Source organism: Kribbella pittospori (assembly GCF_004331465.1).
In the GTDB taxonomy this organism is placed as follows: Bacteria; Actinomycetota; Actinomycetes; order Propionibacteriales; family Kribbellaceae; genus Kribbella; species Kribbella pittospori.
Genome location: NZ_SJKB01000008.1, coordinates 181138 through 204299 on the forward strand (window position 1 = coordinate 181138; position 23162 = coordinate 204299).

A 23162-nucleotide genomic window follows, 5' to 3' on the forward strand; every position below is an offset into this window, starting at 1 on the left:
CGTCTTCTGTCCCACTCCGTGAGCACGAGCATTATCACTCTCACCCATGGAGTGCTAACCAAGTATTAGCACTCGCCCCAAACGAGTGCAAGCCAGCCCTCGCTACGGTAAGCCCATGGTGGAGGTGCGACCGGCGGGCCCGGAGTCGTGGCGGGACGTGGCAACAGTGATGGGCGAGCGCGGCGATCCGTCACGCTGCCTGTGCCAGTATTTCCGCCTCCGCGGCCGTGCCTGGTCCGACACCACCCCGGATGAGAATCGCCAGGCGCTACGCACCCAGGTGTGTCACGGTGAGCGACCACCCGGCGTCCTTGCGTACGACGGCGGTACGCCGATCGGCTGGTGTGCGGTCGCCCCGCGTACGTCGTACCCACGGGTCCTGGCCTCACCGCACTGGCGCACGGACCACCCCGACTCGTGGGTGATCACCTGCTTCGTCGTACCGGTCGGGAAGCGCCGGAAGGGCGTTGCAGGCGAGCTGGCGGCGGGCGCCGTCGCCATGGCCCGCGAGTACGGCGCTCCGTCCGTGGAGGGCTGCGCCGTCGACACCACACTCGCCGGCCGGACTCCGTCAGCCGACCTGTACCGCGGCCCGCTGTCCGTCTTCCTGGACGCCGGCTTCAGCGAGGTCAGCCGCACCAGCCCGCAGTGGGTCCTGGTCCGCAGAACACTCAGACCTTCGCGACGAGCTTGATCTCGAGGAGCCGGCAGCGAGCGGTCCGCGGCCTCGGGAGTGGTTCGAGGACCTGGCAGGAGTGCTGGCGGACTAGGACTCGAGCTGGGCGATCAGGAACTTCGGTGCGGTCAGGCGCCAGGCCTCGGTGATCAGCTCCTGCACCTCATCGGCATCGGCCGCGGCCAGATCGATCTCCAGCCAGGCGAACCTACCGCCCTCCCACGACGGTGAGTAGACCTCCGGGCTCTCCGCGACCAGTGCCTGTTGCTCTTCGCGGAGCGCCTTGAGCATCAGCCTGCTCTCGTCCTCGGACATGTAGGCGAAGCCCTTCTTGCGGACCTTGAAGGCCGGCTGGCCGGCCCAGCCCTCGTGCTCCTCGGTCCCCGGCAACGCCTGCATCACCTTCAGCACCGTCTGCGCGTCCATCCCCCGACGGTAAAGGCGGCCACCGACAGTCCGAACGTCCGCTGCTCCGGGCCGAAAGTGGTAAGGGCCGCCGGATCAGGGACCCCGGGGTCAGGCCAGGGGTCAGGTCGGTACCGATCCTGATGTGGCGGACCGCCTCCCGGCGGGAGAGTAGAGCCATGACGAACTCCAACGCACCGTTCCAGAACCTCTCCGGCAAGGTCCTCCGCCGGTCCAAGTCCCAGCGGATGCTGTCGGGTGTCTCCGGCGGACTCGCGGAGTACTTCAACATCGACGTGACCCTGGTCCGTCTCGCCATCGTCGGCCTGACCCTGATCACCGGTGGCACCGCGCTGCTCGGCTACGCGGTCGCGTGGATCGTGATCCCCGAGGCCGACGGCAAGGCGGTCTGGCAGAACGTCCAGCAGTCCGTGAACCAGCCCAGCTCCCCGGAGGCCGACATCGCCTCCCGCATCTACGACGACAACAACAGCAAGCCCCCGGCGGCGTGACCCGCCCTGCGCCGCACCCCGGCGCAGCCAGCCCGGGACCCAGCACGGCAGGGTGACCACAACCACCGTCACCCTGCCGTGCTGCATCGGCGACCGACTCCCGCCATGACGAGTTCTCGCCAGCCGGATCGATTGCCGGTGTCCCTCCGGGCTCCTTACGTTCCAAAGCGTGCTCCCACGACTACTTCCCGCCCTCGCCCTCGCCGGATCGCTGGCACTTGTGCCGGTGACAGCCGGCAGCGCCACGGCCGCACCCACCGCCGCTCCCACTGGCGCGCCGCAACAGTCAGCCGCGGTCGCCAAGACTGATCTGGTCACACTGGTGACCGGTGACGTCGTACGCCTCGACACCCTGGCCGACGGCAAGCAGCAAGCCAGGGTCGTCGCCACCGCGCCCGGCGGCCCCAGCGCCGGCACCCACACGTATCTGCAGGACGGCGACGTGTACGTCGAGCCGGCCTCGGCACTGAGCCTGATGGCCGCCGGCAAACTCGATCGGCGGCTCTTCAACGTCAGCGCGCTCGTGCGCCAGGGGTACGGCGACAACGAGCGAAGCACGCTCCCGCTGATCGTCTCGTACCGCACCGGTGCGACCTTCAAGGCCGTCAGCCGGCCGAAGAACGCCAGGACCAGCCTCCTCGCCGGCATCGGGAAGCAGTCCGACGTCGAGAAGATCTGGCTCGACGCCCGTACGCGACCGGTCGGCACGCAGCTCGCCAAAGGCACCAAGAACTCTGCTGCGACGAAGACCACGAGCGGGTACGACGGAACGGGTTCGCTGATCGCGGTCCTCGACACCGGCATCGACGCGTCCCACCCGGACTTCGCCGGCCGGATCGACCTGACCCGCGACTTCACCGGCGGCAACGACACCAACGACCAGTTCGGCAGCGGCACGCACTCCGCATCGCTCGCCGCCGGCAGCGGCGCGGCGTCCGACGGACAGTACGCCGGTGCTGCCCCGGGCGCTCACCTCGCGGTGGGCAAGGTCTTCGACGACACCGGTGCCGGCTATGAGTCCTGGGCCATCGCCGGGATGCAGTGGGCAGTGGAGTCGGGGGCAGACGTCATCGACGTCAACGTCGCCGGCAGCATCACCCGTGGCGACGACCCGCTGACCCAAGCGGTCGACGACCTCGGGCGGCAGTCCGACGCACTGTTCGTCGTACCGACGAGCTCCAAAGGCTATGCCGAACCGGGCACGACGCACGTGGTCGCACCCGGCGCGGCTCCGGCTGCTCTCACCGTCGGCGGCTCAAAGAGCGGAAACTGGTGGGACCAGGCCAGGCACGGCGTCATGGCGGACCGCGGAGCCATCAAGCCCGAGCTGGTGGCACCGGCGTACAACGTCATCGGCGCCTACCCGGGTGGGGGTTACGCGTCTGCCGTCAGCACCTCTGCTTCTGCTGCGTACGCCGCCGGAGCGGCTGCCGTCCTTCACCAGGAGCACCCGGAATGGTCGGCCAGCTTGCTCAAGGCAACTCTTGCCTCCAGCGCCACGCCGGTCGAGCGCGGCACCGCGTTCGCCGTCGGCGCCGGAGCGGTCAACCTCCCCCGGGCGACCGCCCAGCAGATCAGTGTGGACCAAGGCGTGCTGAGCTTCGGGCAGATCACTCGGCCGTACAGCGCCGACCAACTGCGGCAGCAGAAGACACTGACCTATCAGAACCACTCCAAGACTGCGGTGACCTTTGATCTGTCCACCGATCTCGCCGGCGTGACTGTCACTCCGGCCACGCTCACCATCGCGGCAGGCGCATCGGCCAACGCCACGCTGACACTGGATGCGACCGCACTGGAGGCCGACGACTACAGCGGACGGGTCACCGCGACCGGTCCCGGCGTAGAGCTCGCAACGACGGTCGGCTTCGTGAAACAGGACGACACGGTCGACGTGACCCTTCGTCTGCTCGACCGCAACGGCAAGCCGGCGAGCGGCCGGGCCCGCGTCGCGCCGTACCAGGAGACCGATGGGCGGTACTACGCGGAGGATCTGCTCTTCTCACCGAGCCAGCAGGAGTGGACGCTGCGGCTGCCCGAGGGCAACTACAACGTGTTCGGCATCATCACCACACCGGACGGCTCCGGCGACACGGTGGCCGAGGTCAGCATCGTCGGACTGCCCAAGCTGTCCGTCCACGCGCCGAACTACACCGTCACGCTCGATGCCCGCACCGCGCGGCCGCTGACCCTGACGACCTCGAAGCCGTCGGCCCCACACTCCGTCGCGGTGCGCTGGAGCCGGGGCGACCCGGGAGACACCCACGCGATCGACGACGAGTGGACGACCGACATGACCACGGGCACGCCGCTGCGGCTGTCCATGTCGCCGACCGAGCGGGTCACGGATGCAGGCTTCTCGGTCATGACGACCTGGGATTCCGGCGTACCGCTACTGCAGGCGCGGTCCAGTGGCGGACGGGTCAACGCGTCGTACGCCGGAGGCCCACTCACGGACGGGAAGCACCGGTACCGACTGGTGGACGCCGACGCCCAGCCGAAGCAGGTGGCCGAGGCGGTGGCGCTGATCCAGCAGCCCACTGACCGGTCGGTCGATGAGGTGATCCAGCAGTTGGCAGACGCCGGGGCAGTTGCTGTGGCTGTCTATCCCGCGAAGAACGGAGACCTGGTTCCGCACCTCTACGGTCCCGGTGTCGTGACGCTGGCGCTGTCGCGATCCGACGGTCTCGGACTGCGGTCCGAGGCCCGCAAGCCGTCGGCGTGGATGGAGCTGACCGAGACACCGCGTTCGCCGTACGCCTACGACGTCAGCTTCGTCGAGCAGGGTCAGGTCGGGCGCGATCTGTCCTACCGTTCGTCCGACCTGGCGACGGTCACGACCCGGATCTACTCCTCCGGGACCGGTACGGCGGGGGCCGGCTGGGTCCTGAACCAGCACTCGAACGCGTCCTGCAGCTGTTCCACCTTGCCCGTCGGGGACTGGGTGCCGACGACCGGCTACACGCGGACGGCGTACGTGACGGCCGACCGGGACGTGAAGGCGACGACGGCCTGGGAGTTCTACGCCAAGAAGACCCTGGTGCGGCCGCGGGAGTTCCCGACGTACCGCCGCGGTGAGCACGCCGAGCTGGAGTTCCTCAAGGCGCCGTACTCGCCGGGCGTCGCGGCCGGCGCCCGGAACGACAGCCAGGGCACGACCAACCGGCGGGGCGACGTGATCGACTTCGACTACGCGCCGTTCACCGACGCCGCCGGGAACTGGGCGCGGTCGCTGCCAGGCGCCTCGGTGAACACCAGGCTGTACGCCGACGACGTCGAGGTCTACAACGGCGGCTTCACCGTTGGCAACGTGCCGGTCCCGGCAACCTCCAGCCGCTATCGGCTCGTGTCCGACGTGGCCAACAACGGGAGCATCGTCGGACTGACGACCAACGCCCATACCGAGTGGACGTTCGGCTCGACCACCGTCGCAACGGCCAGCAAGGTCCTACCGCTGCTCGACGTCGACTACACCGACGTCACCGACGCCCACTCCGGCCACAGCGCCCTCGACCTCGCCAACACCGCACGGCTCGGTCAGCGCGTGTCCCTGAACCTGGCAGTCGGCCACCAACCCGGCGCCACCGCCGGACCGATCCGCGACCTGACCGTCCAGATCTCCTCCGACAACGGCGCCACCTGGCAGCCAGCCTCGGTCCGCAACCACCACGGCTCCTACCAGGCCACCTACACCCATCCCCAGAAGGGCCAGTCCGTCTCCCTCAAGGTCCAAGCCACCGACACCGACGGCAACGCCATCACCCAAACCCTCACCAACGCCTACCGCCTCCACTAACCCTCCTCCCCCGGCGGCAGGGTGAGCCCCCCACCCTGCCGCCACCCCTCGACTCTTCTCGCGTGCAGCTGGAGGGTTAGACGTTCAGGGCTGTTTGTTTGAGGGTGGCGGTGGCTATGTCGGGGTGGTCGGCGAAGACGCCTTGGATGCCTAGGGCGGCGAAGCGGCAGAGTTCGGCGGGGAGGTCGAGGGCCCTGGGGAGGAAGCGGCGTTCGGCGCGGAAAGTCCAGATCTGGACGTTCAGGCCGACGCGGTGGGCCTGGTCGACCAGTCGGGTCGGCTCCCCCAGGTTGCCGGTTGCAGTCCGCGGGATGACCAGGTCCTTGTGCGGCGCCAGCACCTGCGCGTACGTCGACACCTCGCGCAGACCGGCCGGCTCGATCAGGTCCGCGAAGGTGCGGCCGTCGCCGGTCCGGCGGAAGTCGTTCGGGGCGCCGTCAGCATCCACCAACTGCACCAGAGGCACCCGGGTCATCACCGACAGCCGCCGCAGACTGGTCGGCTCGAAAGACTGCACCATGATCTCGTCGTCGCGCAGCCGCAGCGCCAGGATCCGCTCGGTCAGCAGCTCCTCCAGCGGCAGTCCGAGACGCCGGAAGTACGCCGGGTGCTTGATCTCCGGAATCACACCGATCGACCGCCCGTACCGGAGCGACTCCTCCCGCGCCAGCGCCACCACGTCGTCGAACGTGGGGATCTCCTCGTGCCCGTCGTACGCCGTGTTGGCCGCGCGCAGCCCGGGCATCCGCTCCCGCGTCCGCAGGGTCCGCAGTTCGTCGTAGGTGAAGTCCTCGACGAACCAGCCGGTGACGGCGGTCCCGTCGACGATCTTGGTGATCCTCCGGTCCGCGAACACCGGGTGGTCCGCGACGTCGGTCGTACCGGAGATCTCGTTCTCGTGCCGGCAGACCAGGACGCCGTCGAGAGTCGCGACCAGGTCGGGTTCCAGATAGTCGGCCCCTTGGGCCGCGGCCAGGCGGTACGCCGCCGGCGTGTGTTCCGGGCGGTAGCCACTCGCTCCCCGATGCGCGATCACCAGCATGAATCCAGGACAGGCGGCGGACATGGCCCGTCGGGAACTCGTTGCCCAACGCAAGGTGAAGGTCTTTTGATGCGCGGGCAGATACGAAAGCTGTACCGACCGTCACCAATTCGGCGGGCTAGTGCTGGGGCACAGGCTCACGCAGCGGCACCAGGCTGCTGGACAGCAGGTACTGCGCGACGCAGTACGTCGCCATGACGAGATAAGGGCGTGATCGCGGTCGCAGTCACCAGCAACGAGTAGGCCGCCACCGGGATCCGGTCGTCACTCAGTCCCGGCCACAGCAGCGCCAGCGCACCGGCCCAGAAGACGATGTACGCCACCAGCACAACAGGCGATCGGTGCGTCGTACGGCGAGTGAACAGCACGATGTAGCAGACATGTGCGACGCCGAACGCCACCATGCCTGGCAGCAACTGATCGATCTGCAGGAGGAAGTCACCGGCGAGTGACGCGGCCAGTGCGACGAGCAGGCCAACCGGTCCGCCCTGCGTGCGTACCCACATCGCGAGCGTGGGCATCAGGGCGACCTTGGTCAGCACCATCGACCAGGTCTCGTCGATCGCGATCGTGATCAGATGCGCCACCGACAGGACCCAGTACGCGACCAACCAGCCCGATCCCTTTCGCATCCTCCGATGGTGCCGTCTTCGTGGTTCACAGCTGCGATTAATTCGCATGCGTTCTGTCGGTGGCGGCACCTAGCCTGAAAGCGCTATGAGACAACTTCCTGTCGCCGATCCCGGTGTCCCCGATCACCGCTCGCCGACCCGCTATCTGTTGTGGGTCGCGCGCGGTCAGTCCCGCACGCTCGCGGGCGGGATGGCGTTCGGCATCCTGTGGATGGGCGCGCAGGCGTTCATCCCGGCGATCCTCGGCCGCGCGATCGACGAGGGCATCGCGGCGCGCGACAGCCAGCGGCTGCTGCAGTGGACCGCGGCGCTGTTCGTGGTCGGCGTGGTGCAGGCGCTGGCCGGCATCATGCGGCACCGGTTCGCGGTGACGAACTGGCTGACCGCCGCGTACCGGACGGTCCAGGTGATCACCCGGAAGTCCGCCGACCTCGGCGCGACGCTGCCGAAGCACCTGGCCACCGGTGAGGTGGTCAGTATCGGTGCCGGCGACCTGTCCTACATCGGCAACCTGATGGAGGTCTCTGCCCGCTTCACGGGGTCGATCGTGGCCTTCGTCGTGGTCGCGTCGATCCTGCTCTCGTCGTCGACCACGCTCGGTCTGGTGGTGCTGATCGGCGTACCGGTGATGCTGTTCTGCCTCGGCCCGATGCTGCGGCCGCTGCACAAGCGGCAGTCCGCGCAACGCGAGGCTGTCGGCGAGCTGAACTCGCTGGGCTCCGACATCGTGGCCGGTCTGCGGGTACTGCGCGGCATCGGTGGCGAGGACTCCTTCTCGCGCCGGTATCGCGGCGAGTCGCAGCAGGTCCGGCAGGCCGGTGTACGGGTCGCGCGGATCCAGTCCGTGCTGGACGCTGCGCAGGTTCTGCTGCCGGGCATCTTCGTCGTGCTCGTGGTCGGCCTCGGCGCGCACTTCGCGCTGTCCGGCGACCTCAGTGCGGGCTCACTGGTCGCCTTCTACGGCTATGCGACGTTCCTCGTGCTGCCGCTGCGCAATGCGACCGAGTTCGCCAACCAACTGATGCGCGGTCTGGTCGCAGCGGGACGAGTCATCCGAGTGCTGGAGCTGCAGTCCGACATCACCGAGCCGAAGACGGCAGTGCGACTGCCCGAGCACGGTGATCTGGTCGACCCGGTGTCCGGCATCCGCGCCCGCGACGGCCTGCTCACCGCGATCGTCTCCGCCGAGGCGGACAGCAACGGCGAGCTGGCTGACCGCCTCGGCCGGTACGACGACACCAGCGAGGTCCGGTACGGCGGAGTCACCCTGGCCAGTGCGACCCGCGAGGACGTGCGTGGGCGCATCCTGGTCAGCGACACCGGCTCACAGCTCTTCACCGGCACGCTGCGACAGGAGCTCGACCCGGACAACCGTCGTACCGACGAGGAAGTGATGGCGGCGATGCGGACGGCGTCCGCCGAGGACGTCCTCGTCGCGCTGTCCGACGGGCTCGACTCCGAGGTCGAGGAGAAGGGCCGGTCGTTCTCCGGCGGACAGCGGCAGCGAATGGTGCTCGTGCGTGCGCTGCTGGCGGATCCGTCCGTGCTGGTGCTGGTCGAGCCGACGTCCGCGGTCGACGCGCACACCGAGGCGCGGATCGCGGAGCGGTTGCGTGAGCAGCGCGCCGGCCGCAGCACTGTCGTGCTGACCGCGAGCCCGCTGCTGCTGGACCACGTCGACGAGGTCATCTTCGTCGCCGCCGGCCGAGTGGTTGCTTCCGGCAAGCACCGCGACCTGCTCGCGACCGAACCGCAGTACCGCAGGACAGTGACCAGGCAGACGGAAGAGGAGGAGGTGCTCACATGAGGCAGATCCTGCCCGTGGCGGGCCCGACCGAGATCCGTCGGCACGCGCGCCGGCTGGCCCGGCGGCATCCGCGCACCCTGTCGGTCGCGCTGGTGCTGCACGGGCTGGCGGCGATCACCGGTCTGGCCGCGCCGCGGCTGATCGGCGGCCTGGTCGAGGACGTCCAGAACGGCACGACCGTGGCCAAGGTCAACCAGGTGATCCTGGTGATCGCGGTGTTCATCGTGGCGCAGTCGTTGCTGACCCGGTGGGCCCGGTTCAAGTCGTTCGCACTCGGCGAGCAGGTGCTGGCCGAGCTGCGGGAGGACTTCGTCGACAACGCGCTCGCACTGCCGATCGGCACGGTCGAGCGGGCCGGCACGGGTGACCTGCTGTCCCGCACCTCGCGTGACGTCGACACCCTGTCGCGGACGGTGCGCTTCGCCGTACCCGAGACGATCATCTCGTTCGTCACCGTGCTGTTCACGGTCGCGGCGACGGTGCTGGTCGGCGTCTGGGTGCTGGTGCCGCTGCTCGCGATGGCTCCGCTGCTCTGGCTCAGCACCAAGTGGTATCTGCGCCGTGCGAAAGACGGATACCTCCGTGAGAACGCGGCGTACGCGCAGATGACCAGCTCATTGGCCGAGACGGTCGAGGGCGCCCGGACGGTCGAGGCGCTGCAGCGGTACGACGAACGCGTCCGCCGCGGCGATGCCGACATCAGGGGCTCCTACCTGGCCGAGCGGTACACGCTGTTCCTCCGGACCATGTACTTCCCGGTCGCGGAGGTCAGCTACCTCGTGCCGGTTGTCGGGACACTGCTGTTCGGCGGCTGGCTGCATCTGAACGGGCACGCCTCGCTGGGTGCCGTCACGGCTGCTGTGCTGTACGTCAACCAGCTGATCGATCCGGTCGACCGGTTGCTCTCCTGGCTGGACGAGTTGCAGTCCGGTGGCGCCGCGTTCGCCCGGATACTGGGCATCAGCGACGTACCGGACGACCGCACGCCGTCAGGCCAGATGCCGTCCGGTGACCTGGTCGAGGCACGCGACGTACGGTTCTCGTACGTCGATGGCCGCGACGTACTGCACGGTGTGGACCTGACGGTCCAGCCCGGCGAGCGGATCGCGATGGTCGGACCGTCCGGCGCCGGGAAGTCGACGCTGGGCCGACTGGTCGCGGGGATCCATCCACCACGGACGGGGTCGGTGACGGTCGGCGGCGTCGGGATGACCGAGCTGCCGCTGGACGAGCTGCGCAAGCAGGTCGCGCTGGTCACCCAGGAGCATCACGTGTTCGTGGGGACGTTGCGCGACAACCTGTCGATGGCGCGGCCCGACGCGTCGGACGGGGAGCTGCTGGACGCTCTTGCCGCCGTTGATGCGCTGGAGTGGGCGGATGCGTTGCCGGACGGCCTGGACACGCGAGTCGGTTCCGGTCAGCTCGCGCTGACGCCGGCGCAAGCGCAGCAACTGGCGCTTGCGCGGTTGGTGCTGGCGGACCCGCACACCTTGGTGCTGGACGAGGCGACCTCGCTGATCGACCCGCGGGCAGCGCGTCACATGGAGCGTTCGCTCGCCGCCGTCCTCGAGGGCCGGACAGTGATCGCGATCGCCCACCGCCTCTACACCGCGCACGACGCGGACCGCGTCGCGGTGGTCGAGGACGGCCGCATTAGCGAGCTCGGCAGCCACGACGAACTGGTCGCCCGGCAGGGCTCGTACGCGGCGCTCTGGACCTCCTGGCACGGGTGATAGTTGCTAACAGCAAAGACCCCTTGCCGGTCACCTCTGACCGGCAAGGGGTCTGCCCCTTCTACCGTTTGCGCAGCAGCAGTACTGCGGAGTCGACATGCGGAGGTGGGGTGAAGGCCTTACGGGGAAGGCGTAAGCCGATCGACAGATCGTAATGCTGGAACCACCGGTTCGCCCCTGGTGCGTCGCCACGGATCCACCGGTTCGCCACCTGCCGCTGCAGCACGAGATCGGCCGACACCAAGCGGGAACCTGGTGCCAGCAAACGCTTCAGCAATGCGGTGGAGACGTTGTACGGCGGACTCGACACCACCCGGAACGGCCGGGACGGCAACCGCAGATCAGCGGCGTCGGTCCGGACCACCGTCACCGGTGCGTCCGCGAACCTCCGCCGCAAGCGGTCGGCCCGGCCAGGGTGGAGTTCGACAGCGACCACCCGAGCTCCGGCCCGGACCAGCGGCGCGGTCAGCGCACCGAGTCCGGCCCCGACGTCGAGGACGAGTTCACCGGGTTCGACCCCGGCGGCGTCCACGACCCGTTGGGCCCAACGACTATCGAGCGGATGCCATCCCCAGGCACCCCTCGCCTGCCCGGAGCCGGGCACGACGGACCATCACAAAGTACGTAACCATGCGGCCGACCATAGACCGTCGTACGGCAAGCCCTCAAAGCATTTTCGTCACCGTGCGACCGGGCCGGGCACCCGGTGCAGGAACTCGCCGATCCAGTCGATCTGGTCGTGCTTCGGGTTCACCAGCGGCGGCCCGGAGACGAAGTTGCTCTCGAAGTCGTGCGGGTAGCGCTGCGCGAGCAGCATCGCTTCGCGACCGCCCATCGAGCAACCGTCGAAGTACGAGGTCCGCGGCGGCTTGCCGTAGTACGTCGCGATGATCGCCCGCGAAAGCTGCCCTGACCGACGTGGGGCGGTGGCGGTCGCGGGTACGACGGTCGCCTGAGTGACCGTCGTACCGCGTCCTTGCCACCCAGGCGCGGTGGCGTTGGCGCTCACTATTCCAGCGCCTCCGAAGCAGGCAAACGTTTCGACGGAGATGGAAATTGTCGTTGTCCTATAAGGTTTTCGGGCTCGCACCGAGTGATCGGACAGTCACCGACGTACGACGCTCGGCCAGCTCGAGGCGCGCCCGCCGGGCAGCCGGCACACCGTCCTTGGCGAGTTCACGGCGTACGTCGAGAACGCGCACGGGCAGCGCATCGGTCATCAGCAGCGGGGCGTACTCGGCTTGCTCGGTCTTCCAGCGGTCGCCGTCGCGGGTGAAGGTGAAGCGGACCAGGAGGCCTTCGGCTTTGGTGCTGTTGGGTTCGCGATGCGCTGCGACCAGGTTGCCGAGGCCGTACGCGACCCACTTGCCGTTCTGCTGCTCCATCGGCTGCACCACGTGAGCGTGATGACCGATCAGCAGATCGATGTTGCTGTCGGAAAGCAGTTGCGGCGCGATCTCGCGCTGCTGATCGTTGAGCTTCGGCGAGTACTCCGTACCCCAGTGGCAGCTGACCACGACGATCTCGGCGCCGCGCTCGCGGGCGTCCTGGGCCCGCAGCCTGATCGCGGGAACGCTGATCTTGCCCGCCCGCCAGGTCTCGCCGTTCGGGTACGGCAGGCCGTTGAAGCCGAACGTGAAGCTCAGGAACGCGATCTTCACGCCATGTACGTCAATAATCGTGGGGATCTCAGCCTCGGCCCGGCTTCGGGCGGTGCCGGCGTGCTTGAGACCGGCCTGTTCGAGGGTCTTCAGGGTGCGATCCACCCCGGCGGCACCGCCGTCGAAGCTGTGATTGCTGGCTGTGGTGCAGACGTCGTACCCGGTCTGCTTGAGGGCGGCGGCCATCTGCGGCGGGCCTTGGAAGAGTGGGTAGCCGTGGTACGGGCCGCCGAGCGGCGCTAGTGGCGTCTCGAGGTGCGCGACCGCGATGTCGGCCTGTTGGACGAGAGGCTTGACGCTGCCCATCAGCGGGGCGAAGTCCCATGCGCCGTCTCGGCCGTCGCGGCGGGCTGTTGTCCAGAGGCGCTCGTGCAGCAGTACGTCGCCTGTTGCGACCAGGGTGATCCGGTCGGGTCCGTTTGCTGGCTTCGGCTTCTGTGGCGGTGCTTCGACGCCGCTGCTCTTGCCTTGACCGTTGCCTTCGCCGCTGCCTTGGCTGTTGCCAGCTTGACCGTTGCCTGTGTCGGCGGCCGTGTCGGCGATGCAGCCCCCCGTTGCGACCGCTCCCGCCCCGGCCAGCATCGCGCCGAGCACCGTCCGCCGTCGTACCGCCATCGCAACCCCCAAGCCCTCAACCCCAGTCGGACAGGAGACGCCCCCACCCCAGGTTTGGTTGCCGCGGTGGCTCGATCGTGTTCTACGTCATGTCCGGGCGTCAGGTGCCGCTGGATCTAGGCGATCAGGTTCTTGCTGTCCGGGCGATCGGCCTCGGCCGCCGGGTTGTCCTGGCAGGCGCCGACGAGGGCGTCGAGCGACAGGTCGAGGGTGGCCGCGACCGCGGCGACCGTGAAGAGAGCCGGCGTCGGGATCCGGCCGGTCTCGATCTTGCGGAGAGTATCGACGGAGACCCCGCAGGCCGCCGCGACGTCGACCATGCTGCGCTCGCCTCTGGCTTCGCGGAGCAGGCGGCCGAGCTGCCGGCCGCGTTCGCGATCCCAGCTGGAGAGAGGTGGTCGGACCATAAGCGTGATAATAGTACCGGTATAACTATCCGGGAAGACGAAGGAAGCATTCGATGGTCGAGCTGAAGACGCCCGCGGAGATCGAACACATGCGCGCGGCCGGCCGGGTCGTCGCGAACGCGCTCGCCGCAGTGAAGAAAGAGGCCGCGGTCGGGGTCTCACTGCGCGAACTCGACGACGTGGCACGCGACGTACTGCGATCCGCCGGGGCGGTGTCGCTGTTCGAGGGGTACCAGCCCGGGTTCGCCGGTAGCCCGTTCAGCGGCGTCATCTGTACGTCGGTCAACGACGCCGTACTGCACGGACTCCCGAGCGACCTCAAACTCGCCGACGGTGACCTCCTGAACGTCGACTGCGGCGCCTCGATCGAAGGCTGGTGCGCCGACGCCGCCACCAGCTTCTGCGTCGGCACACCGCGACCCGAAGACCTCGAACTCATCGCCACCACCGAACACGCCCTCGCAGCCGGCATCGCCGCCGCCGTCCCCGGCAACCGCCTCGGCGACGTGGGCGCCGCCATCGGCCGCATCGGCCGCGCCGCCAACCTCGGCACCAACCTCGACTTCGGCGGCCACGGCATCGGCCGCCGCATGCACGAAGACCCCCACATCCCCAACGGCGGCCGCCCCGGCCGAGGCCTCAAACTCCGCGCCGGCCACGTGTTCGCCATCGAACCCTGGTTCTGGTCCGGCCCCGGCACCACCTACGTCATCGACGAAGACGGCTGGACCCTCCGCTCCGCGGACCAAACCCGAGGAGCCCACGCCGAACACACCGTCGCAATCACCGAATCCGGCCCCGAAATCCTCACCGTCCCGTAGTAGTCCCCACGCGCACCTCCGGCTGACCGAGCACCGGAAGTGCGTTGTGGTTTGGGTGGGTGGCCCCCACGCGCGCTCCTGCCGTCGTGTGCTCGCAACCGCTCCCACCCGCCCCGTTCCTTGCTCGCGCCGGACTCCTGCGTCGCGCGGCTTGTGACTGCGGGGTGGTCACGCCAACCCATGCATTTCTCAGCCCACCGGGGACGAAGGTCAGCTGTGGATGCGGTGATGGCGGCGGTTGGGGTTCAGCCCCAGGCGCCGTGTTCCTTGCTCGTTCCGTGCTCCTGCGCCGCGGGGATGCCAACCACACCGTGGAGTCGCCGGACTGTGGATCCTCAGCGCACCGTACACCTGGGGGTGGATTGCGCGGCGGGGACGCTGGCCGTGTGAGCTGCTTGGTGGCGGTGACCCAAGCATTCGCAGCACACCGTGCACCGGGGGTAGACGGCACGTCGGCGACACCGGTCGTGTGGGTGCTTGGTGGCGGTGCTCACACGCTCGCAGCACGTCGTGAACGGGTCGGGTCTGGTGGGACGGATGGGTTGGTGATGGTCGCTCGGTCAGTGCGTGGTTCCCCAGCCCGCTGCGCACGAGTGCGCGCACAACAGGCACACGCTTGGGCGTCAACCACCGCGGTCGATTGTTAGCATCTCGGGGATGCCTGCCGAATCCGCCGCTGCGTTGCCGGAGGTTGCTCGGCGGTTGGTGCGGGCGACGTTCGGGGAGCGTGCGACCGAGCCTGTGCCGCTCGCGTCGGGGGCTTGGTCTCAGGCGTTTGCGTTGGCTGTTGACGGCGCGGAAGTGGTGCTGCGTATTGGCGCCTACGGGACGGACTTTGCGAAGGATGAGGTTGTCGCGGGGCTTGCCGGGTCTGGTCTGCCTGTTCCGGCCGTGGTGGCGAGAGGGATGGTTGAGGGCTGGCATTACGCGATCTCGGCACGGGCGCACGGGATCGGGTTCGATGACCTGTCCGCCGGCGACGTGGCACAAGCGCTTCCGCGCTTGCTGGCCGCGATCGACGACATCGGCAGGATCGATCTCGCAGGTACCACGGGCTACGGCATCTGGGCAGCTGATCGGCGGGCACCGTATAGGTCCTGGGTGGACGCGCTGCTGGCCATCGGCACCGAGACTGCGCGGGTGCCTGGCTGGCGGGCAGCGTTGGCCGGCTCCGAGATCGGACTGGAGCCGGTCGAGGCCGGACTGGCCGCGATCGGCACACTTGCGCCGTACCTTCCTGCCGAGCGGCGCATGATTCACGGCGACTTGCTCAGCGGCAACGTGCTTGTTGCCGGCGGCAACGTCAGTGCGGTGCTGGACTGGGGCAACGCGATGTACGGCGACAGTCTGTACGACGCCGCCTGGCTCATCTACTGGTGGCCGTGGTACCCAGACTGGCGCCCCATCGACATCAACGCCGCCCTGCTCGCCCACTGGCGGGCCAACGGACCGCTCCCGATCAACCTCCGCGAGCGGCTGCACGCGTACCTCATCCATATCGGTCTCGATGCCATCGCCTACTGCACCTTCCAGCGCCGCTGGGACGAGGTACGGACGAACGCCGAGACCGTGGTCGCGTTGACGAAGAGAGCGCCGGGCGAGATCGGCCTCGAGTAGCGCTCCCCATCGGGCGAGTAGATGCGGGGTTGGACTTCGTGGCGAACATGTGTTCGACTGTAGTGCATGAGGTGGGCAGGTCAGCAAATCGATGTGGAGACTCCGGGGACGTTGCCGGGGCTCGGGTCGATCGCGGGTCTGGTTCGGTCGGTGACGACGCCGGAGTTCCGCGGGATCACGTTCCATGAGGTGCTAGCGCGGTCCGCGCTGAACTCGGTTCCCGGGACGATGCTGCCGTTCAACTGGACAATCAATCCGTACCGCGGCTGCACGCACGCCTGCCGGTACTGCTTCGCCCGGCCGACACATCAGTATCTGGAGCTCGATCAGGGCGAGGACTTCGATCAGCAGATCGTGGTGAAGACGAACGTCGCCGACGTACTGCGGCGCGAACTCGCGCGACCATCGTGGACACACGAGGCAGTTGCCCTAGGCACCAATACTGACCCGTACCAACGCGCCGAGGGCCGATACCGGTTGATGCCCGGGATCATCGAGGCGCTCGCAGGTTCGGGTACGCCGTTGTCCGTGCTGACCAAGGGCACGCTGCTGCGGCGCGACCTCGATCTCCTGACAGCGGTCGCCGAGCAGGTTCACGTCGGCGTCGCGATCTCCCTGGCGTTGCTGGATGAAGACCTGCGGAAGACGCTCGAGCCCGGCGTACCGTCGGTGCGTGGGCGACTCGACCTGATCCGTGCGGTGCGCGAGGCCGGCCTGCCGTGTGGCGTGATGGTCGCGCCGGTGCTGCCGTGGCTGACGGACTCGGCTGAGCAGTTGGATCAGCTGTTCGCTGAGCTCGCCTCGGCCGGCGCGACCGGCGTCACTCCGCTCGTCCTTCACCTCCGACCTGGGGTGAAAGAGTGGTTCATGGGCTGGCTGGCGCGGGAGCATCCCGAGCTGGTCGGCCGCTACGAATCCCTGTACGGCCACGGCACCAACGCATCCCCGAGCTACCGCAACGCCTTCGAGTCCAAGGTCCGTCCCCTGCTCAACAAGCACGGCTTCGGCCGTAGCTCGAGCCACCGATCCCACGAGTCGAGCCGCCCACCCCGGCGTACCGCCAAACGATCAGACGGCCAGCAGGAGGCGCTGTTCTAGCCATCCCGGAGTGTGGCCGTGCGCCTGTTCGTCGCGGGCCGATTGAGATACTTCGGCCGTGGATGGTGAGGCGATGGCGGTTGGAGTGCGGTCGGACGCGCCGGCTGGTCAGGGCGCGTTGGCGGACGTTGCGGGCTGGCTGTTGCGGCCTGCGGCGGTTGAGGACGTCGAAGTGATCGCCGAGTTGCGGGCCGAGGTGATGCGTCCGGACCTGGAACGCCTCGGGCGCTACGACGAGTACCGGGTTCGACAGCGCTTTCGTGACTCGTTCTCCGAGCAGCACACGTCGATCATCATGGTCGACGATGAACTCGCTGGATGCATCACGATCCGGCCCGCCGAAGACCGGTTATGGCTCGAGCACTTCTATCTCGCTCCGCGCCTCCAGGGCCGAGGGCTCGGATCCGTAGTCCTGCGCACGGCACTGGAGCAGGCCGACGCCCAGGGCGCGACCGTGGCTCTGAATGTCTTGCAGGGCAGCAATGCGCGTCGCCTCTACGAGCGCCACGGATTCGTCCTGGAATCCGAGGACCCGGTCGACGTCTTCATGATCCGCCCGCCAAGTACGCCACGCACGCCTGATCGGCGGATATCTGCCGTCAGCTGATCGACTACAGCCGCGGACCGGGCGGGAGTCCGACGCGTGCTGTGACTCATCTTCGCCTCGCATCGCCACCGAGTCGTGGACTTCTGTGCGGATTAGGCAAGTTAGTGGACCTCGATCCACGACTCGACGAACGCGTCCACACGACGACGGCACAGGCCCGATCCGCGGTGCGCCGAGGTATCACGTCCAGGCGACTCCGCGGGGCCGTCGACCAACCGGGCGACGCAGGAGGACGGCGCATTCACGGCTGGGCGGGTGGGAGCGGCGGCGAGCACGCGACGGCAGGAGTGCGTGCGTAGCGGTCGCGCGGGGGGCGCGAGCGGGCGGAGGACGGCGCGTGGGCGCCGCGTGGGGCGGGTTCAGCGGAAGTGGTTGGCGTTCACCACGGCCCACTCTTGGTAGGTGCGGGCGGGGCGGGCTAGGAGTTGGGGGACTGTGGGTTCGGGGGTCATGGGGTGTTCGGCCATCAGGCGGAAGCCGTCTAGGAGCCATTGGGCTGTGTCGAGGCCGATCAGGGGAGCTAGTCGGTCGAGGTAGGCCTGCGGGGTTAGCTCCTCGTATTTGAGTTCTCGACCGATCGCGGCCGCGATGTGCGAGACCTGCTCGGGGGCGGTCAGACCTTCGGGTCCGCTCATCATGAGTTTCTGGCCGGTGTAGGTCTCGTCCAGGAGTACGACGCGGGCGACCGCGGCGATGTCGCCGAGGTCGATCGGGGTCTGGACTGCACCGGCGTACGGCGTTCGGACCACGCCTGAGGTCTTGATCGACTCGGCCCAGTCGAGCGTGTTGTTCATGAACTGGCCGGGCCGCAGGAACGTCCACTCGAAGCCGGCCGCCTCGATCGCGCGCTCAATCCGGTAGTAGTGCCACGTCGACGGATCCCTCTGCGCCTCGTACTCCGCGGGTTCACCGGACAGTACGACGACCCGCCGTACGCCGGCGTCCTGCGCGCACCGGACGAAATCGTCGACGTACGCCGGAAGCGGCGCGAGGTACACGGTGCCGACACCGGCCAGCGCGGCAGGCAATGTCGCCGGCTTCCCCAGATAGCCGTGAGCGACCTCGACCCCATCGGGCAGCGAGGCCCGGGCCGGATAGTTGGTGAGCGCTCGCACCGGAGCACCGGCCGTCACCAGTTCGTCCACGAGCAGCCGCCCGACGCTCCCGGTCGCGCCAGTCACCAGGATGGTCATGGTGATCTCCTCACCTCGGAACCTAATTCCCGTAGGGTATACGAGAATTGTGCGGAGCGCCTATGGTTGGCCTGTGACGGAGCGGCGGAGCGGTGAGGGACAGCCAGAGCGGACCCTGGCGCTGCTGTGGCGGAATCACCGCAAACCCACCGCAGATGACGAGCAGCCGACCGTCCTGCGCGGACGCGGTGCCGGGCGACGGCCTTCGCTGGACGTGAACGGAGTCGTCGCGGCGGGGATCCGGCTGGCGGACACGCAAGGTCTGGCCGCCGCTTCGATGGGCGGGGTCGCGAAGGAGCTCACCGTCGGCACGATGACGCTCTACACGTACGTGCCCTCGAAGGAGGAGCTACTCGACCTGATGGTCGACCAAGTGCTGGGTGAACGCGAGCTCCCCGGCCCCGGCGCGCCCAGACCGGACGACTGGCGCGAGCAAGTGGAGATCTATTCGGATCAGACGCGCGCGATGTTCCAGCGCCACCCGTGGCTGTCGCAGGTGTCGACAATCCGACCGCCCGTAGGCCCGGGCATGCTGGCCGGCCGTGAGTACCTGCTGTCCGCGCTGCTGGAGATCGGACTCACACCCCGCGGGACCAACCTGGCCGCGCTCGCCATCACGACGTACGTCGACTCGGCCGCCGGGCTGGAGGCGGAGAGCGAACTGATCGAGCAGTCGACCGGTCAGACGAACGACGCGTGGTGGTACGAGCGCAACGACCTGTGGGAGACGTACTTCGACGTCGACCAGCACCCCGCGATGACGACGATCTGGAACGCGAACGGCTACCAGGGCACCACCCGCGAGGCCGCCACGGAGTCGTACCGCTACGGCCTCGACCGCCTCCTGGACGGAATCCAAGCGACGGCCCTCGAGAGCTGACGCAGCGCCGGGAGTCAGCGGCGGCGGAAGATCCCCCGCCTCTTCTTGGGCAGCTCAGGCTCAGCCGGCTGCTCTTCAGAAACGTCGTCGTCCGCAGTGAGGATGTCGCGGGCCAGCCCCGCCACGTCGGGGTTGAGACCAGGCGTGGCCAACGTGACAGTCGCAAGCGATCCGAGGATCGTCACCGGCCGCTCCCGCTGCGCCTCAACCGCAGCCAGCAATCGCCACCCCATCAACTCGGCGACGTCAGCCCGCGCCGACGGATCGACCCAAGCGGTCGTCGCCAACGCGAACAAAGCCGACTCGGTGATCCAGTCCTCCGGTCCATAAGCAAGGTCAGCCAGCACCTGCCGCCGCACCGATTCCGCCCACGGCTGGTCGGTCCGGTGATGAGCGATCCCCAGACAGGCCCACGTCTGCACGGTCCGGATCCACCCCGGCCAGTCCCCCGCCGCTCCGGTCGGCGACGCCGGCGGATGCACCAAGACGCCCAGCAGGTCTTCCAACGGAGTGCTCGCCAACAGCACCGCATGGTCCGTAGGCAGCCGGCACGCTCGCCCACACTGAACGAGCCCTGACGCCGGATGACTCGCCGAAGTCGGCAACGCGAGCAACCGCCGCAACACCTTCCGCACTTGGCGGAGCGACCGCGGGTCGCGCGACGCTGCCGTCGTACTGCCAGACGACGGTCTCGACCGGCCGAGACTGCGATCCCCGCAGGGACACCGGAAGTCGCGGATCCGGCGGCAGGATCTCGCTGACCGTCACCTCGGAGCCCGGCACCGCCAGGCCGAACGCGAGCAAGGCACTCGGCGGCTCGAGCGCGGACACCGTCAGCGTGGCGCCACCCGCACTCACGTTCTCGGCAGCCAGCAATTGGTCGAGGACGTTGATCACAGCCTCGGTCGGGTCCGGGATGCCGCCGAGCCAGACCTGCCGTGACCGGTCGTTCAACTCGCCCGCGGCGTGCTGCTTTTCGTGGCTGCCAGGCTCCGCCGAGCGGAGCAGGTCGGCGATCGCGACGAGGTCGTCGACAGCACCGTCCCGCCGGAACAGCAGGCTGTGCCGCTCGACCAATGAACAGTCGTGGACCGGGTCGAGCGCGAGGCTCCGTTCGGCCCACGAGATCCCCTCGTCCAGCCGGCCGGCATCGCCCAGCATCCCGGCGATGTCGGCGTACACCGCGACGTTGCGGGGCTGATAGCTGAGTGCACGTTCGAACGCGGCCAGCGCCTCATCGGTGCGACCCTGGCTCCGCAGCGCGTAGCCGACCGCAATGGCCGCGCGGTCGGTCGGTTCGACCCGTTCCGATTCGATCGCGTACGACGTTGCCTCGTCGAGCAATCCGAGTCGCCGGGTCAGGACCGACGCCAGCCAGAGCAGGTTCCCGGAGGCCGGATGCTCGGCGACGAGGTTCCGCACCAGCTGGACGTACGGCGCGAATGCCGGAGCCAACTCCTCCGGGCACGGATCGGGGACGGCCTTGAGCAGCTGGACAAGAACGTTCAGCAGTTCGTCCGGATCGAGTTTGGCGGCCAGCTCGGAGTCGAGCACCCACGGCACGTCGGCCCAGGCCATGCCCGGTTCGTGCCCCTGGACCGAGACCAGCAGGCTGAGGGCTTCGGCGTACTCACCGCGGAAGGCGAGCGCGTGCGCCCGAGCCACCGCAGTGCCGACGTACACGTCGCCGTCCAGCGTCCACAGGTCGACGCCGCCCTCAGGATGGGTCAGCAAGGTCACCAGAACTGCATGCGCGTCCGGCAGCGACGGTGACGTCGCCAGCGCGGTCGCCACATGGTCGGCCGCGTGCCCGACCTCGTTGTCGTCCAACGCCAGCCGGGCCAGGCTCAGTTCACCCTCGGCCGCCAGACGCGGATCTCCCACCCCTTCGCTCATCGCGCCAGTATTGCGGCCGGAGGGTCACTCTCAGCCCCACGGCGTAGCGAGCAGGTGCTCGGTGCGGTGCATCGGCGTGCGGGAGCGAAGGTCTCGATGCGGAGCATCGTGGCCTTTGCTCACGTGCGGCGAGGTGCCGTGCCGAGTGCCGCGCAGTAGGCGGGGGGCTGGGAGTGAGCCTCTGGGGTCACTCCCACTCGATGGTGCCCGGCGGCTTGCTGGTGATGTCGACGGTGACGCGGTTGATCTCGTCCACCTCGTTGGTGATCCGGGTCGAGATCCGCTCCAGTACGTCGTACGGAAGCCGGGCCCAGTCGGCCGTCATCGCGTCCTCGCTGGTGACGGGACGCAGTACGACGGGGTGGCCGTACGTCCGGCCGTCGCCCTGGACACCGACCGAGTGAACGTCGGCCAGCAGCACCACCGGGAACTGCCAGATGTCGCGGTCCAGGCCGGCCGCGGTCAGCTCGGTGCGGGCGATCAGGTCCGCGGCGCGCAGGATGTCCAGGCGCTCCTTGGTGACCTCGCCGATGATCCGGATGCTCAGGCCGGGGCCTGGGAACGGGTGCCGGTAGACCATGGTCTCGGGCAGACCGACGGCCAGGCCGAGCTCACGAACCTCGTCCTTGAACAACGTCCGCAGCGGCTCGATCAGGCTGAACTGCAGGTCGTCGGGCAGACCGCCGACGTTGTGGTGCGACTTGATGTTCGCCGCACCCGCGCCGCCGCCGGACTCCACCACGTCCGGGTAGAGCGTGCCCTGGACCAGGAACTCGATGTGCCGCTCGGCGTCCACCTTGCGCGCGGTCGCCTCGAAGGTCCGGATGAACTCACGGCCGACGATCTTGCGCTTCTGCTCCGGGTCGGTCACCCCGGCGAGCGCCGACAGGAACTGGTCCTCGGCGTCGACCACCTCGAGCCGGATCCCGGTCGCGGCGACGAAGTCCTTCTCGATCTGCTCCGACTCGCCCGACCGCTGCAGGCCGTGGTCGACGTACACGCAGGTCAGCTGGTCGCCGATCGCCTTGTGAACCAGGGCCGCGGCGACGGCGGAGTCGACACCGCCGGACAGCGCGCAGAGCACCTGCTTGTCACCGACCTGCTGCCGGATCAGCTCGACCTGCTCGTCGACGACGTTCGTCGTGGTCCAGTCGCCCGAGCAGCCCGCGATGTCGTAGAGGAAGTGCTCCAGCACCGCCTGCCCGGCCTGCGAGTGCAGCACCTCCGGGTGCCACTGCACGCCGGCCAGCCGCCGGTCCAGGTCTTCGAACGCCGCCACCGGCGCGCCGCCGGACGCCGCGAGTACGGCGAAGCCGGCAGGCGGCGCGTGCACCGCGTCACCGTGGGACATCCAGACGTTGAGGTCCTCGGGGATCCCGGCCAGCAGTGTCCCGGCCGAGCTGACCGTCACCGGCGTACGGCCGAACTCGCGCAGCCCGGTCCGGCGTACCTCGCCGCCGAGCGTCTGCGCCATCGCCTGGAAGCCGTAGCAGATCCCGAACGCCGGTACGCCGGCCTCGAACAGCCCGGACTCGACCCGCGGCGCGCCCTCGGCGTACACCGACTGGGGACCGCCCGACAGGATGATCGCTTTCGGCCCGCGCGCCAGCATCTCCTCGACCGGCATCGAGTGCGGCACGATCTCGGAGTACACCTTGGCCTCGCGGACCCGGCGCGCGATCAACTGCGCGTACTGCGCTCCGAAGTCGACGACCAGGACCAACTCATGCTGTGCAATTTCCCGGGTCACCTGCAAAGGGTATC

Annotated in this window: 21 protein-coding genes; 10 read left to right on the top strand and 11 right to left on the bottom strand. The window is 68.6% G+C overall.

From position 1 onward, the window contains the following. Nucleotides 1–115 precede the first annotated feature (115 nt). On the top strand, nt 116–694 hold the full coding sequence (locus E0H73_RS25280) for a GNAT family N-acetyltransferase (RefSeq protein WP_131360766.1): 579 nt from the start codon (nt 116–118) through the stop codon (nt 692–694). A 72-nt stretch (nt 695–766) separates the two neighbouring features. On the opposite strand, the gene E0H73_RS25285 is transcribed toward E0H73_RS25280, so the two are convergent. Further along, on the bottom strand, nt 767–1102 hold the full coding sequence (locus E0H73_RS25285) for an MmcQ/YjbR family DNA-binding protein (protein ID WP_131360768.1): 336 nt from the start codon (nt 1100–1102) through the stop codon (nt 767–769). A 158-nt stretch (nt 1103–1260) separates the two neighbouring features. Between E0H73_RS25285 and E0H73_RS25290 the strand changes: the two genes are divergently transcribed. Together E0H73_RS25290 and E0H73_RS25295 are read left to right on the top strand one after the other, a co-directional pair. After that, nucleotides 1261–1593 (top strand): PspC domain-containing protein, encoded by a 333-nt coding sequence (locus E0H73_RS25290; protein WP_131360769.1) that lies wholly within the window; start codon nt 1261–1263, stop codon nt 1591–1593. 169 nt (nt 1594–1762) lie between these two features. Continuing rightward, on the top strand, nt 1763–5389 hold the full coding sequence (locus E0H73_RS25295; protein ID WP_131360771.1) for a S8 family serine peptidase: 3627 nt from the start codon (nt 1763–1765) through the stop codon (nt 5387–5389). A gap of 76 nt (nt 5390–5465) precedes the next feature. Here E0H73_RS25295 and E0H73_RS25300 read toward each other — a convergent pair whose 3' ends face one another. Both E0H73_RS25300 and E0H73_RS25305 read right to left on the bottom strand, forming a co-directional pair. Beyond that, on the bottom strand, nt 5466–6431 hold the full coding sequence (locus E0H73_RS25300) for a glycerophosphodiester phosphodiesterase family protein (protein WP_131360773.1): 966 nt from the start codon (nt 6429–6431) through the stop codon (nt 5466–5468). A 137-nt stretch (nt 6432–6568) separates the two neighbouring features. Then, nucleotides 6569–7063 carry a lysoplasmalogenase family protein gene (locus E0H73_RS25305; RefSeq protein WP_165555815.1) on the bottom strand — a complete coding sequence of 165 codons (495 nt, stop codon included), beginning with the start codon at nt 7061–7063 and terminating at the stop codon, nt 6569–6571. An 85-nt stretch (nt 7064–7148) separates the two neighbouring features. Here E0H73_RS25305 and E0H73_RS25310 point away from each other — a divergent pair, with 85 nt between their 5' ends. Together E0H73_RS25310 and E0H73_RS25315 are read left to right on the top strand one after the other, a co-directional pair. Next, entirely contained in the window at nt 7149–8870 is a 1722-nt protein-coding gene (locus E0H73_RS25310) for an ABC transporter ATP-binding protein (RefSeq protein ID WP_131360776.1), read from the top strand. Continuing rightward, nucleotides 8867–10603: an ABC transporter ATP-binding protein gene (locus E0H73_RS25315; protein ID WP_131360778.1), complete on the top strand. Its 1737-nt coding sequence runs from the start codon at nt 8867–8869 to the stop codon at nt 10601–10603. Before E0H73_RS25310 ends, E0H73_RS25315 begins: the two co-directional genes overlap by 4 nt. A gap of 61 nt (nt 10604–10664) precedes the next feature. On the opposite strand, the gene E0H73_RS25320 is transcribed toward E0H73_RS25315, so the two are convergent. The 4 genes from E0H73_RS25320 to E0H73_RS25335 form a co-directional block, all read right to left on the bottom strand. After that, the gene (locus E0H73_RS25320) at nt 10665–11207 is read right to left on the bottom strand and encodes an rRNA adenine N-6-methyltransferase family protein (protein WP_131360780.1); all 543 of its coding nucleotides are present in this window, start codon (nt 11205–11207) and stop codon (nt 10665–10667) included. A 75-nt stretch (nt 11208–11282) separates the two neighbouring features. Further along, complete coding sequence (locus E0H73_RS25325) at nt 11283–11612, bottom strand: tannase/feruloyl esterase family alpha/beta hydrolase (RefSeq protein ID WP_202867557.1); 330 nt, start codon at nt 11610–11612, stop codon at nt 11283–11285. A 58-nt stretch (nt 11613–11670) separates the two neighbouring features. Continuing rightward, on the bottom strand, nt 11671–12891 hold the full coding sequence (locus E0H73_RS25330) for a CapA family protein (protein ID WP_238164240.1): 1221 nt from the start codon (nt 12889–12891) through the stop codon (nt 11671–11673). Nucleotides 12892–12995: 104 nt separating this feature from the next. Then, nucleotides 12996–13286: a helix-turn-helix domain-containing protein gene (locus tag E0H73_RS25335; protein ID WP_131360784.1), complete on the bottom strand. Its 291-nt coding sequence runs from the start codon at nt 13284–13286 to the stop codon at nt 12996–12998. A 53-nt stretch (nt 13287–13339) separates the two neighbouring features. Here E0H73_RS25335 and map point away from each other — a divergent pair, with 53 nt between their 5' ends. From map to E0H73_RS25355, 4 genes are all read left to right on the top strand, one after another. Continuing rightward, nucleotides 13340–14107: a type I methionyl aminopeptidase gene (gene map, locus E0H73_RS25340; RefSeq protein WP_131360786.1), complete on the top strand. Its 768-nt coding sequence runs from the start codon at nt 13340–13342 to the stop codon at nt 14105–14107. A gap of 657 nt (nt 14108–14764) precedes the next feature. Next, on the top strand, nt 14765–15724 hold the full coding sequence (locus tag E0H73_RS25345) for a phosphotransferase family protein (protein ID WP_131360788.1): 960 nt from the start codon (nt 14765–14767) through the stop codon (nt 15722–15724). A gap of 66 nt (nt 15725–15790) precedes the next feature. Further along, on the top strand, nt 15791–16822 hold the full coding sequence (locus E0H73_RS25350) for an Rv2578c family radical SAM protein (protein ID WP_131360790.1): 1032 nt from the start codon (nt 15791–15793) through the stop codon (nt 16820–16822). 73 nt (nt 16823–16895) lie between these two features. Then, complete coding sequence (locus E0H73_RS25355; RefSeq protein ID WP_131360792.1) at nt 16896–17429, top strand: GNAT family N-acetyltransferase; 534 nt, start codon at nt 16896–16898, stop codon at nt 17427–17429. Between the two features lie 359 nt (nt 17430–17788). On the opposite strand, the gene E0H73_RS25360 is transcribed toward E0H73_RS25355, so the two are convergent. Further along, entirely contained in the window at nt 17789–18622 is an 834-nt protein-coding gene (locus tag E0H73_RS25360) for an NmrA family NAD(P)-binding protein (RefSeq protein ID WP_131360794.1), read from the bottom strand. A 73-nt stretch (nt 18623–18695) separates the two neighbouring features. Between E0H73_RS25360 and E0H73_RS25365 the strand changes: the two genes are divergently transcribed. Continuing rightward, a complete protein-coding gene (locus E0H73_RS25365) occupies nt 18696–19502 on the top strand; it encodes a TetR/AcrR family transcriptional regulator (RefSeq protein WP_131360796.1) in 807 nt (268 codons plus the stop codon). Between the two features lie 14 nt (nt 19503–19516). Here E0H73_RS25365 and E0H73_RS46635 read toward each other — a convergent pair whose 3' ends face one another. The 3 genes from E0H73_RS46635 to guaA all read right to left on the bottom strand — a co-directional run bounded on the left by E0H73_RS46635 (nt 19517) and on the right by guaA (nt 23148). Further along, the gene (locus E0H73_RS46635) at nt 19517–19849 is read right to left on the bottom strand and encodes a hypothetical protein (protein ID WP_238164241.1); all 333 of its coding nucleotides are present in this window, start codon (nt 19847–19849) and stop codon (nt 19517–19519) included. Beyond that, on the bottom strand, nt 19839–21398 hold the full coding sequence (locus E0H73_RS25370; protein WP_202867559.1) for a tetratricopeptide repeat protein: 1560 nt from the start codon (nt 21396–21398) through the stop codon (nt 19839–19841). The genes E0H73_RS46635 and E0H73_RS25370 overlap by 11 nt, the downstream gene beginning before the upstream one ends. A 187-nt stretch (nt 21399–21585) precedes the next feature. Then, on the bottom strand, nt 21586–23148 hold the full coding sequence (gene guaA / locus E0H73_RS25380) for a glutamine-hydrolyzing GMP synthase (RefSeq protein ID WP_420323433.1): 1563 nt from the start codon (nt 23146–23148) through the stop codon (nt 21586–21588). Between the last annotated feature and the right edge of the window lie 14 nt (nt 23149–23162).

Coding starts and splice junctions, on each gene's coding strand:
- E0H73_RS25345 (WP_131360788.1), top strand. CDS start 14,765: ATGCCTGCCGAATCCGCCGCTGCGTTGCCGGAGGTTGCTCGGCGGTTG.
- E0H73_RS25370 (WP_202867559.1), bottom strand. CDS start 21,398: ATGAGCGAAGGGGTGGGAGATCCGCGTCTGGCGGCCGAGGGTGAACTG.
- E0H73_RS25280 (WP_131360766.1), top strand. CDS start 116: ATGGTGGAGGTGCGACCGGCGGGCCCGGAGTCGTGGCGGGACGTGGCA.
- E0H73_RS25305 (WP_165555815.1), bottom strand. CDS start 7,063: ATGCGAAAGGGATCGGGCTGGTTGGTCGCGTACTGGGTCCTGTCGGTG.
- E0H73_RS25360 (WP_131360794.1), bottom strand. CDS start 18,622: ATGACCATCCTGGTGACTGGCGCGACCGGGAGCGTCGGGCGGCTGCTC.
- E0H73_RS25310 (WP_131360776.1), top strand. CDS start 7,149: ATGAGACAACTTCCTGTCGCCGATCCCGGTGTCCCCGATCACCGCTCG.
- E0H73_RS25285 (WP_131360768.1), bottom strand. CDS start 1,102: ATGGACGCGCAGACGGTGCTGAAGGTGATGCAGGCGTTGCCGGGGACC.
- E0H73_RS25315 (WP_131360778.1), top strand. CDS start 8,867: ATGAGGCAGATCCTGCCCGTGGCGGGCCCGACCGAGATCCGTCGGCAC.
- E0H73_RS25335 (WP_131360784.1), bottom strand. CDS start 13,286: ATGGTCCGACCACCTCTCTCCAGCTGGGATCGCGAACGCGGCCGGCAG.
- E0H73_RS25290 (WP_131360769.1), top strand. CDS start 1,261: ATGACGAACTCCAACGCACCGTTCCAGAACCTCTCCGGCAAGGTCCTC.
- E0H73_RS25300 (WP_131360773.1), bottom strand. CDS start 6,431: ATGCTGGTGATCGCGCATCGGGGAGCGAGTGGCTACCGCCCGGAACAC.
- E0H73_RS25355 (WP_131360792.1), top strand. CDS start 16,896: ATGGCGGTTGGAGTGCGGTCGGACGCGCCGGCTGGTCAGGGCGCGTTG.
- E0H73_RS25350 (WP_131360790.1), top strand. CDS start 15,791: ATGAGGTGGGCAGGTCAGCAAATCGATGTGGAGACTCCGGGGACGTTG.
- map (WP_131360786.1), top strand. CDS start 13,340: ATGGTCGAGCTGAAGACGCCCGCGGAGATCGAACACATGCGCGCGGCC.